General features: G+C 73.8%; 11 protein-coding genes. 5 read left to right on the top strand and 6 right to left on the bottom strand.

From position 1 onward, the window contains the following. Positions 1-115: 115 nt before the first annotated feature. From C1I95_RS01700 to C1I95_RS01675, 6 genes are all read right to left on the bottom strand, one after another. Positions 116-502 carry a c-type cytochrome gene (locus C1I95_RS01700; protein WP_111211951.1) on the bottom strand — a complete coding sequence of 129 codons (387 nt, stop codon included), beginning with the start codon at positions 500-502 and terminating at the stop codon, positions 116-118. After that, complete coding sequence (locus C1I95_RS01695; protein ID WP_158566250.1) at positions 499-1,386, bottom strand: cytochrome c oxidase assembly protein; 888 nt, start codon at positions 1,384-1,386, stop codon at positions 499-501. The genes C1I95_RS01700 and C1I95_RS01695 overlap by 4 nt, the downstream gene beginning before the upstream one ends. Further along, a complete protein-coding gene (locus C1I95_RS01690) occupies positions 1,383-1,784 on the bottom strand; it encodes a hypothetical protein (RefSeq protein ID WP_111211949.1) in 402 nt (133 codons plus the stop codon). The genes C1I95_RS01695 and C1I95_RS01690 overlap by 4 nt, the downstream gene beginning before the upstream one ends. Beyond that, positions 1,781-2,410 (bottom strand): cytochrome c oxidase subunit 3, encoded by a 630-nt coding sequence (locus C1I95_RS01685; RefSeq protein WP_111211948.1) that lies wholly within the window; start codon positions 2,408-2,410, stop codon positions 1,781-1,783. The genes C1I95_RS01690 and C1I95_RS01685 overlap by 4 nt, the downstream gene beginning before the upstream one ends. A 76-nt stretch (positions 2,411-2,486) precedes the next feature. Further along, entirely contained in the window at positions 2,487-4,415 is a 1,929-nt protein-coding gene (ctaD, locus tag C1I95_RS01680) for a cytochrome c oxidase subunit I (RefSeq protein WP_111211947.1), read from the bottom strand. Positions 4,416-4,433: 18 nt separating this feature from the next. Next, the gene (locus C1I95_RS01675) at positions 4,434-5,399 is read right to left on the bottom strand and encodes a cytochrome c oxidase subunit II (protein ID WP_199523551.1); all 966 of its coding nucleotides are present in this window, start codon (positions 5,397-5,399) and stop codon (positions 4,434-4,436) included. A gap of 200 nt (positions 5,400-5,599) precedes the next feature. Between C1I95_RS01675 and ccsA the strand changes: the two genes are divergently transcribed. Genes ccsA through C1I95_RS01650 form a run of 5 tightly spaced genes read left to right on the top strand, consistent with a single transcriptional unit; the run spans position 5,600 to position 10,205 of the window. Beyond that, positions 5,600-6,385, top strand: a complete 786-nt coding sequence (ccsA, locus tag C1I95_RS01670; protein ID WP_111211946.1) for a cytochrome c biogenesis protein CcsA — start codon at positions 5,600-5,602, stop codon at positions 6,383-6,385. Further along, entirely contained in the window at positions 6,382-6,792 is a 411-nt protein-coding gene (locus tag C1I95_RS01665; RefSeq protein WP_111211945.1) for a cytochrome c maturation protein CcmE, read from the top strand. Before ccsA ends, C1I95_RS01665 begins: the two co-directional genes overlap by 4 nt. Further along, positions 6,782-8,698 carry a heme lyase CcmF/NrfE family subunit gene (locus C1I95_RS01660; RefSeq protein WP_111211944.1) on the top strand — a complete coding sequence of 639 codons (1,917 nt, stop codon included), beginning with the start codon at positions 6,782-6,784 and terminating at the stop codon, positions 8,696-8,698. Before C1I95_RS01665 ends, C1I95_RS01660 begins: the two co-directional genes overlap by 11 nt. Continuing rightward, positions 8,695-9,312 carry a TlpA family protein disulfide reductase gene (locus C1I95_RS01655; RefSeq protein ID WP_111211943.1) on the top strand — a complete coding sequence of 206 codons (618 nt, stop codon included), beginning with the start codon at positions 8,695-8,697 and terminating at the stop codon, positions 9,310-9,312. Before C1I95_RS01660 ends, C1I95_RS01655 begins: the two co-directional genes overlap by 4 nt. Further along, positions 9,309-10,205, top strand: a complete 897-nt coding sequence (locus tag C1I95_RS01650) for a cytochrome c-type biogenesis protein CcmH (protein ID WP_158566248.1) — start codon at positions 9,309-9,311, stop codon at positions 10,203-10,205. Before C1I95_RS01655 ends, C1I95_RS01650 begins: the two co-directional genes overlap by 4 nt. The last annotated feature ends 25 nt before the right edge of the window (positions 10,206-10,230 follow it).

The following is a 10,230-nucleotide window of genomic DNA, read 5'->3' as shown; positions in this document are numbered from 1 at the left end:
GGCTGGGGGTGGTCGGTGCGGCGAGGGCCGCCGGGCCGGCGGCCAGGGCGAACACGGCACCGTACGCGCACGCCCGCCTGGGATGCCACCGGTACGTCCGTCGGCTCATGTCGGCTCAGTCCAGGGTGTAGAGGTAGGCGGCGATGTCCTGGGCATCGATGGCCGGGATGCCCAGGTTCGGCATGGCGGTGCCCGGCTCGACCGCCTGCGGATCCACGATCCAGCGCTGCAGGTTGTCGGCGTTGTTCACCAACTCCCCGGCGATGTAGGAGCGGGCACCGAACCGGGTCAGCGGCGGGCCGACCAGCCCGTCCGCCCGGTTGATGCCGGGGATGGTGTGGCAGGAGCCGCAGCCGTACTGGGCGATGAGGTCCGCCCCTCGGCCCGGCTGGCCGGCGCGGACCTCCGGCGGCGGGGGCGGTTGGGTGCTGGCGCAGCCCGCGACGGCGAGGAGCAGGCCCAGCCCCAGCCACCTCGGCAGCCTGCGTGTTCGGCGGTTCATCGCCCCACTCCCCCGGTTCGGGCCGGCAGGTGACCGTCCACCTCGGGCGAGGTCACCCGCTCCGGGCGTTGCCGCTGGAGGCCGACCAGCCAGCGCAGGAAAGCGGCCAGTGCGGCGACCAGCACCACCACGTCCATCGGCGCCCACATCAGCAGCCCGGCCAGCTGCTGGTCGGCGAGCGGATCGGCACCGAGCACCTCGGCCGGGTAGATGGGGCTCGGCGCGAAGGTGAGCACCGCGCCCAGCGCCGATGCCGGCAGCATCGTCCCGACGAGCAGCAGCATCCCGGTCGGGACCGGCAGCCGGTGCCGGGCCGCGCCGAGGACCGGCGCCCAGAGCAGCCAGGCCGCGCCGACGAAGCAGACGTGCTCGACGACGTGCAGCGCAGGGTGCCGTACGGCGGCCAGGTAGGGCCCGGGCAGGTGCCAGAACCAGAGCACCAGGGTCTGCGTACCGCCCGCGACAAGCGCGATGACCACCGGTCGGCGCAGCCATCGCACGGCCGCGGTGGCCCGGAGGCGGGCCAGCCACCGGCGTGGCGTGGCCGGGCAGGCCAGGGTCAGCGGCAGGCCGGCCGCCCCCGCGGCCAGCAGCGGCCCGGCCACGAGCAGCAGCAGCATGTGCTGGGTCATGTGGCCGGCGAAGCCCCGCGCGGCCAGGGCCGCCACCGGCCCGCTCTGGGTGGCCAGGGCGACGAGCAGGCCGGCGGTGAAGGCGACCACCCGCCAGCCCGGCAGGACGGTCCCCCGGCCACGGCGGGACCACAGTTCATGGACGCCCCGGCCGTAACCCGCGGCGAGCAGGGCCAGCCCGGCGGCGAGCAGCATGGTGATCAGCCCGGCCACGACGGACTCGGGCTCGTTGCCGCCGGCGGCGGCGCTCATCGCTGGCATGGCGGCAGCACGATCAGGGCGACTCCGCCCAGGACGATGATCGTCAGGAAGAGCAGGTTCAGCCAGATGCCCACCACGGCCAGCATCCGGCTGCGGCCCACCCGGCGCTCCGGCTCGACGCCCTGAGGGGTACGCGCGGTGCGCCGCCAGAGCAGCGCGGCGGCCAGCAGGGCACCCACGGTCGCCAGGGCGGGCAGTACCACGGCGAGTCCGATCGCGGTCCGCAACGGCAGGGCACCGACCCGCTCCGAGCCACCGGCGCAGGTCAGCTCGTCCACACTCCAGCCGGCGATGAGGTGGACGGCCCAGGCGATCGCGCCGCCGAGCACCGCGTACCAGAGCAGCAGCCCACCGGCGAGGCGGGCCCGGGGCCCGGGATGCGTGCTCACGACAGTCTCGGTGAGAGGTAGATGGTGAACAGGATGGCGGCCCACACCACGTCGACGAAGTGCCAGTAGATGGCGGCGTTACGGACCCGGTCGTGCCGGTGGGCGCCGAACGTGCCGCGGCGCAGCGAGGCGACGAGCAGCCAGCTGATCATCGTCAGTCCGACGAGGACGTGGAAGCCGTGGAAGCCGGTGATGACGTAGAACAGGGAGCCGTAGGCGTTGGTGGTGATGGTGAACTCGCGGAGCTTCTCGGCGTACTCGGTGGCCACCAGAATCAGGAAGGTCACACCGAGCACCAGGGTCACCGCCAGGCCGGTACGCAGCCGCCAGCGCTGGCCGCGGCGGATGCCGCGTTCCGCCCACACCACCGGCAGGCTGCTGGGCAGCAGCACCGCGGTCATCAGCAGCGGACGTGCCAGGGTCGGCGCGGTGAGCCCGTCCGGCGGCCACGGACCGCCGTGCTGGAACCGCAGATAGAAGTAGCTGCCGATCAGGCAGGCGAAGAGGGTCGCCTCGGTGGCGACGAACATCACCATGCCCCACCAGCCGGCCGACCGCCCGACGGGCTGCTCGGTGGTCAGCGCCTCGGTGCTGGTGGCCGCCGCGATGCCGCCCCGCGCGTTCATGCGGTCACCTCGCTCCGCTCGGCGCCGGCCTGAGCCTTCACCGCACCGCGTGGACGATTCGCTCGCTGCCGCTCGCTCATGCGCTCACCCCGAGTTCCTGGTCGGGCCGGCGGGGTGGCCACAGCCAGACGGCGATGGTCGAGGCCACCACGAGGGCGGCCCCGACGGCCACCGGGTACCAGGCGAAGAGCAACGCGGTGAAGAACACCAGCAGGGCCAGGGCGAGCAGCAGCGGTTGCAGGGACGCCTCGGGCATCTCCACCGTCCGTTCCCGCCGGCCGTCCAGTTCGCTGGTCACCAGTGTCTGCCGCCCGCGGGCCAGGATCCGGTCGTCGGTCGCGCCTTCGGTCATCGAGGTACGGCTGGCGTCGTCCCAGGTGGGGTGGAGGCTGTGCACCTGCGGCAGGACGGGGAAGTTGTACGGCTTCGGCGGGGAGTCGGTGGACCATTCCAGGCTGTCGCCGCCCCACGGGTCCGGTGGTGCCGGCCGTCCCCGCCGCACGGCGTGGATCACTCCGATCAGGACGAGCAGCAGCCCGATCGCGAGCAGATATGAACCGGCGGTGCTGACCAGGTTCCAGCCGCCCCAGCCGGGCTCGTCCGGGTAGGTGTAGACCCGCCTGGGCATGCCGAACAGGCCGTACAGGTGCATCGGGAAGAACGTCAGGTGCATGCCGGTGAAGAACAGCCAGAACGCCCAGCGGCCGAGCTTCTCGTGGTACATCCGGCCGGTGATCTTCGGGAGCCAGTAGTAGACGGCGGCGAGGATCGGGAACAGCGCCCCGCCGATGAGCACGTAGTGGAAGTGGGCCACCACGAAGTACGAGTCGGTGACCTGCTGGTCGAAGGCGGTCAACGCGAACATGGCGCCGGTGAAGCCGCCGAGCACGAAGGTCACGATGAAGCCGATCACGAACAGCAGCGGGACCTTGAGCACCAGCCGGCCCAGCAGCATGGTGGCCAGCCAGGCGAAGATCTGGATCCCGGACGGAATCGTGATGATCGTGCTGGCCGCGCTGAAGAAACCGTACGACAGTGGCGGTAGGCCGGTGGCGAACATGTGATGCACCCAGACCCCGAACGAGATGATCGCGATCGACGCCATGGCGAACACGACAAGCGCGTAGCCGACCACCCCGCGCCGGGTGAACGCGGGCAGCACCGCGGAGACGATGCCCAGTGCCGGCATCACGATGATGTAGACGTCCGGGTGGCCGAAGATCCAGAACAGGTGCTGCCACAGCAGCACGTTGCCGCCGTGCTCCGGGTCGAAGAAGTGGGTGCCGAACCGCCGGTCGAGGAAGAGCATCGCGTTGTCGACGTTCAGCGCGGGCAACGCGAAGATCACCATGAAGGCGGTGGCGACGATCGCCCAGACGAACAACGGCACCCGGTTCAGCGACATCCCCGGGGCGCGCAGTTTGAGCGAGGTGACGATGAAGTTGATCGACGCGGCGGTGGTGGCGATGCCCAGGAAGAGCAGGCCCAGGGTGTAGACGTCCATGTGCAGGCCGGGGGTGTTCCGTTCCTCGGTGAGCGGCACGTAGGCGAACCAGCCGCCGTTCGGGGCGGCCCCGAAGGGCAGGCTGGCCCACATGAACAGCCCGGCGAACAGGAAGACCCAGTAGCCGAAGGCGTTGAGTTTGGGGAAGGCCATGTCCCGCGAGCCGATCATCAGCGGGACCAGGAAGTTGCCGAAGCCGAAGAGCATCGGGGTGGCGAACAGGAAGATCATCGCCGTGCCGTGCATGGTGAAGAGCTGGTTGTACTCCTGCGGGGAGAGCAGTCGCGACTCGGGACGGGCCAGCTGGGTCCGCATCGCCAGCGCGCTCAGCCCGGCGAGGACGAAGAACAGCGCCGCGGTGACCAGGTAGCGCCGTCCGATCCGCTTGTGGTCGACTGTGCTGAACCACGAGCGCAGCGACGGGCGTTCGGCCCAGCGTTCCTCCAGTCGGGCCAGATCCTCCCGGCTGGCACCGGGCGTCGATGCGGCGGTCGTGGACACGGGTCTACCTCCCTTCGATCACTTCAGCGACTGCAGGTACGCGATGAGATCCGGCAACTGACCCGCGCCGACCTGCTGGGGAGGCATGTAGTTGCCCGGCTTGACGGTCTGCGAGTTGGCGATCCACCCGCCGAGGTGACCCCCGTCGTTCGGTACCGCGCCCGCGCCGATGCTCCAGCGGGATCCGACGTCGGAGAGGTCGGGGCCGATCCGGCCGTCGGCGCCGGTGCCCCGGATGGCGTGGCAGCCCGCGCAGCTGCCCTGGAGGAACGCCTGCTGACCGCGCCGCTGGGCGTCGGTCTGCGGCGGCCGGGCCGGCGTGCCGAGTCGGGCCAGCCAGGCGTCGAAGTCCGGCCGGGGCTCGGCGACGACCAGGAACGCCATGTGCGCGTGCTGGGTGCCGCAGTACTCGGCGCACTGGCCCCGGTAGCTGCCGGCCCGCTCGGCGTGCAGCCAGGTCTCGCGTGTCTCGCCGGCGATGAGGTCGGTCTTGGGCATGAGCTGCGGCACCCAGAAGCTGTGCAGCACGTCGGCGGTACGCAACCGGACCCGCACCTTCTCCCCCACCGGGATGTGCAGTTCGTTGGCGGTGGCCCCGTCGACGCCCTGCACCCGTACCTCCCACCACCACTTGTGACCGGTGACCTCGATGGTCGGCGCGTCCGGCCCGGGGCCGTCGCCGAGCGCCGCCAGGTCGCGCAGCCCGACCGCGTAGACCGCCACCAGGATCACCAGCGGGATCCCGGCGCCGGCCACGACCACGAAGCGCAGCGGCTGGCCGTGCCGCACGCGTACCCGCCGCTTCCGGCGGAACACCAGAGCCCAGGTCAGCAGCGCCATGACCTCGGCGAACACCGCGACCGAGATCCAGAACAGCAGCCACCACAGGTTGGCGACCCGGGCCGCGCCGGCGCCGGCCGGGTCCAGCGCCGACGGCGCGCCCCCGGCGCAGCCGGTGAGGGCCAGACCAGTGCCCAGCGCCACCACGGGCAGGCCGATCCACCGGCGCCACCCGCCGGATTTTCGCGTCGCAACCTGTGTCGTCTCCAGCGGTACCGACCCCCGTCAACCCGGGACCATATTCCCCTATTTGCTCGGATCCGCCGGCTGATTCCGTTTATTTCGGTTTAAGGTCTGGTGTCAGGAATCAGCGGGGCAAGCGCCGACGGCGCGGACAGGAAGACATGCGAACCTCCACCGTGGACCTGACCGCGGACACTCCCCGCGGCGCCGCCGCCCGGCGGACGGCCGGCTGGACCGCCGGCGGCCTCGCGGTGGGCGCCGCCGTCGCCGGCGCGCTCCTGGCCCCGGCCGACGCGGCCCAGGGCCAGGCCCAGCGCCTGATGTACCTGCACGTGCCCGCCGCCTGGGTGGCGTACCTGGCGTTCGCCGTGGTGCTGGCCGCCAGCGGCGCCTACCTGATCGGCGGCGACCTGCGGTGGGACCGGTTCGCCCGGGCGGCCGCCGAGATCGGCGTGGCGCTCACCGCGCTCACCATCACCACCGGGGCGATCTGGGGCCAGCTCGTCTGGGGCACCTGGTGGGCCTGGGATCCCCGGCTGGTCAGCACCGCGCTGCTGCTCCTGGCGTACGCCGGCTATCTGGCCCTGCGCCGGACGCTGGCCGAACGGGCCGGCGGACCCGACGGCGGCGACCGGCGGGTGGCCCGGCCGGCGGCGGTCGCCGGCATCACCGGCTTCCTGCTCGTCCCGGTGGTGCACTTCTCCGTCCTGTGGTGGCGCTCGCTGCACCAACAGGCCACCATCCTCGCGCCCGCCCGCCCGCCGATCGATTCGCGGATGGCCCTGGCGCTGCTGCTGGCCGTCGCCGCCGCCAGCGCCGCGGCGCTCTGCGTGCTGGCGCACCGGGTGATGCGGCTCGAACGCCGCCTCGGCGCGCTACCCGAACGACCCGCGCCGAGCCGCGCCGGGCGGGACCCGGCAGCGGACCAGCCGGCGCGGGTGCGATGATCCGCCGGCCCGGACGCCTCGCGCTGGTCGCCGTCTTCGTCGCCGCCGGCGGTCTCCTGGTCACCAGCGCGCTGAACGACACCCTCACCTACTACCGCACCCCCGGCGAGGTGGCCGCCGACCCGACCGTCGCGCGGGACCGGGTCCGCCTGGCCGGCGAGGTCGTCCCCGGCTCGCTGAGTCGCGACGGCGAGGTGACGGTGTTCCGACTGGCCGACGGCGGGCAGGAGGTCACCGTGCGGCAGCGCGGCATGCCGCCGGACACCTTCCGGGAGGGCGAGGAAGCGGTCGTCGAGGGCCGGCTGGGCACCGACGGGGTGTTCCACGCCGACCACGTGGTCCTCCGGCACGGCAACGAGTACGGGCCGTCCGCCGCCGCCCGCCCGGAGCCCACCGATGCTTGGTGACCTCGGCGCGGCGAGCCTCACCGCCGGCCTGGTCAGCGCGGTGCTCGCGGTGCTGCTCTGGCTGCGGGTGGCGCTGCTCGGCGCGGCGTCCCGCCCGGCCCGGCTGGCCTCCGCCGGCGCGCTGCTCGCCGCCGCCGCCGCGTGCGGGCTGCTCGAAGCGGCCCTGCTGGCCCACGACTTCAGCGTCCGGTTCGTCGCCGAGAACGGCGGCCGGCACGTACCCGTCTACTACACGATCACCAGTCTCTGGTCCGCCATGGACGGATCGCTGCTGCTCTGGCTGCTGATCCTCTGCGGGTTCGGGGCCCTGCTGGCGCGCCGCCGCGCACCCGACCGGCTGCGCGCGTACGCCATGGTGGTGGTCAGCGTGGTGACCACCCTGTTCTTCGCGCTGTCGGCCTTCGCCGCCGACCCGTTCCAGGCGGTCCACCCGGTGCCGCTGGACGGCCCGGGCCCGAATCCGCTGCTCCAGCAGCACCCCGCCATGGGGGTGCACCCGCCCCTGCTGTACGCCGGCTACCTCGGCATGGTGGTCCCGTTCGCGCTGGCGCTGGCCGCCCCGCTGGCCGGACGGGCCGGACGGGACTGGGTCCGGGTGGCCCGCCCGTGGGCCCTGGCGGCCTGGGCCACCCTGACCGCGGGGGTCGCCGTGGGCGCCTGGTGGTCGTACGCCGTCCTCGGCTGGGGTGGCTACTGGGCCTGGGACCCGGTGGAGAACGCCTCCCTGCTGCCGTGGCTGACCGCGACCGCCTTCCTCCACACCAGCCTGGACGGTGGCCGCAGCCGGGAGCGGTGGAACACCACCCTGGCCTGCGGCAGCTTCCTGCTGGTGCTGCTCGGCACCTTCCTCACCCGATCCGGCGCCGTGGCGAGCGTGCACGCCTTCACCGAGTCGCCGTTGGGGCCGCTCCTGCTCGGATTCGTGCTGCTGGCGGTCCTGGCGGCCACCGTGCTCACCGGACGGAACCGGCCGGCGGCCCCCGGAGCCGGCCGGGCACCGCTGCTGTCCCGGCGCACCGCGGTCCTGGTCAACGCCGTCCTGCTGGTCACCGTGGCGGCCGTCGTGCTGATCGGCACCGTGCTGCCGCTGCTGACCGAACCGCTCACCGGGGCCCGGAGCAGCGTGGGACCGGGCTACTACCAGCGCACCGCCGTACCGCTGGCCGTGGTGTTGCTGCTGCTGGCCGGCGTCACACCGGCGCTGTGGGTACGCGACCGGGCCACCGCACTGCGCCGCCTCGCCCTGCCCGGCATCGTGGGGCTGGCGACGGTGGCGGCGATCGGCCTGCTCAGCCGGCCGGGGCCGGCGGTGCTCACCGCGTTCGGTGCCGCCGCCTTCGTCCTCACCGGCCTGCTCACCGAGGTCACCGCGCGGCGCCGGCGGCCCGGCCGGGCCTGGGCGGCGGCGCTGGCGCACGCCGGCCTCGCCCTGGTCGCGGTCGGCGTCGCCGGGTCCGCCGCGTACGGGCAGGCCGACGAGCGGACCGTGCGGGTCGGCGAGACGCTGCGGGTGGCCGACGTGTCGGTCCGGCTGGTGTCGGTGCACCGCAGCCTCGACGAGGGTCGGATGGTGGTCCGGGCCACGACCGAGCTGTCGGGGAACGGCACCACCCGGACAGCCACCCCGGCCCTGCGCTACGACCCGGCGCGGGACACCGCCGTCACCGTGCCGGCGATCAGCAGCGGGCCACGCCGGGACACCTACCTCACCCTCATCGCCGTGGCCGAGGACGGCGGCAGCGCGACGCTGCGACTCGCGGTCAACCCACTGGTCGGTCTCATCTGGCTCGGGGGCGCCCTGATCACCGTCGGCGGCCTGACCGCCCTGGCCGTCACCGCGCGATCACGGCGTCCACGGCGGTCTGAGCCGGCCGACCGGCGCGAACCGGCGGGAGTGCCGGCGTGAACGAGCGCACCACTGGGCACCGCAGCAGGACGCCGCGCGCCGTCGGTCAGCCGAGCGAGGCGGCGACGCGCGGCGCGGGCCACCGCCGGTGGCGTCGGGTGTGGTTCGCCCCCGCCGCCGTGCTGCTGCTGGCGGTCGGCCTGGGGTACGCACTGTCGCCCCCAGCGCCACCCGGGAAGGCCGAGCAGCGACCGCCGGTCGCCGCGCCCGCCCTCACCGGCACCACCCTCGCCGGCGACCGGTTCGACATCGCCGACGCACGGGGACAGGTGGTGCTGGTCAACGTCTTCGCCTCCTGGTGCGGGCCGTGCCGCGCCGAGTTGCCGCTGCTGGTCGAGGCGGACCGCCGCTGGTCGCCGGAGGGGCTGCGGGTGGTCGGGCTCAACCTGCGCGACGGCACGGAAGCGGTACGCGCGCTGCTCGACGAGACCGGCGCCGGCAAACTCACCGTGCTACCGGACCGCGACGGCACCCGGGCGATCGAGTGGGGCGTGCGGGGCGTACCGGAGACCTTCCTGGTGGACCGGGACGGGCGGATCGTCGCGCACCAGCCGGGGGTGGTGACCCAGCAGTGGCTGGCGGACCGGGTGGTCCCGCTGCTCGGAGCGACGTGAACGGCCGCCGCCGGCTGGTCACGCTGACCGCTGCGGTGCTGCTGGCCCTGTCCGTCGCCGGGCTGGCCCGGTCCGTCGCCCCCGGGCCACCGTCCGACCCGACGCAGGCGGTCGCCACCGAGCTGCGCTGCCCGGCGTGCCAGGGTGAGTCGGTCGCCGACTCCAGCTCACCGATCGCCGTCTCGATGCGGCAGGTGATCACCGACCAGCTGGCCGAGGGCCGCAGCCCGGCGGAGATCCGCCGCTGGTTCGTCCAGCGCTACGGCGACGAGGTGCTGGCCCAACCGCCGCTGCGCGGCACGGCGCTGCTGCTCTGGGTGGTACCCGCGGTGGTCCTGCTGGGGGTCGGCGCTGCGGCGCTGCGGACCCTGCGCCCACGGCACCGGCCGGTGCAGCGGCGACCCAGCACCACCGACGCGGCACCCCCCGGCGGGCGGAGCGCGCGTCGGGCCTGGTGGTGGGCGGCGGGTGGGCTTGTCGCCCTGGTGTCGACGGTGGCCGTGGCGGCCGGGCAGTTGGCGCGACCGGTCGCCGACGCGCCCGCCGCCGACCCGGCGGTGGTCGCCGTGCAACTGGCCCACGACCTGGAGGGCCAGCAACGGTACGCGGCCGCGGCCGAGATGTACCGGGAAGCGCTGCGGGACCGGCCCGACGACGCGATCCGGTTACGCCTCGCCTTCGCCCTGCTGCGGGCCGGCGACGCCGCCGCCGCGGAGCGGACCGCGCGGGAGGTCCTCGACCACGTTCCTGACTCGCCGGACGGCCTGCTGGTGGCCGGGCTGGCCCAGCGGCTCACCCGCCCCGAGGAGGCACCGGCGACGCTGCGCCGCTTCCTGTCGGTGGCGCCCGGTCACCCCGCCGGGCCCGAGGTCAGCCGACTGCTCGGGTCGTGACCACTACCGGCTGGCTCGGAACGCT

The organism is Micromonospora craterilacus (genome assembly GCF_003236315.1).
In the GTDB taxonomy this organism is placed as follows: domain Bacteria; phylum Actinomycetota; class Actinomycetes; order Mycobacteriales; family Micromonosporaceae; genus Micromonospora; species Micromonospora craterilacus.
This window is presented reverse-complemented; position numbering and strand designations above follow the sequence as displayed.

Coding starts and splice junctions, on each gene's coding strand:
- C1I95_RS01695 (WP_158566250.1), bottom strand. CDS start 1,386: ATGAGCGCCGCCGCCGGCGGCAACGAGCCCGAGTCCGTCGTGGCCGGG.
- C1I95_RS01665 (WP_111211945.1), top strand. CDS start 6,382: ATGATCCGCCGGCCCGGACGCCTCGCGCTGGTCGCCGTCTTCGTCGCC.
- C1I95_RS01685 (WP_111211948.1), bottom strand. CDS start 2,410: ATGAACGCGCGGGGCGGCATCGCGGCGGCCACCAGCACCGAGGCGCTG.
- C1I95_RS01700 (WP_111211951.1), bottom strand. CDS start 502: ATGAACCGCCGAACACGCAGGCTGCCGAGGTGGCTGGGGCTGGGCCTG.
- C1I95_RS01660 (WP_111211944.1), top strand. CDS start 6,782: ATGCTTGGTGACCTCGGCGCGGCGAGCCTCACCGCCGGCCTGGTCAGC.
- ccsA (WP_111211946.1), top strand. CDS start 5,600: ATGCGAACCTCCACCGTGGACCTGACCGCGGACACTCCCCGCGGCGCC.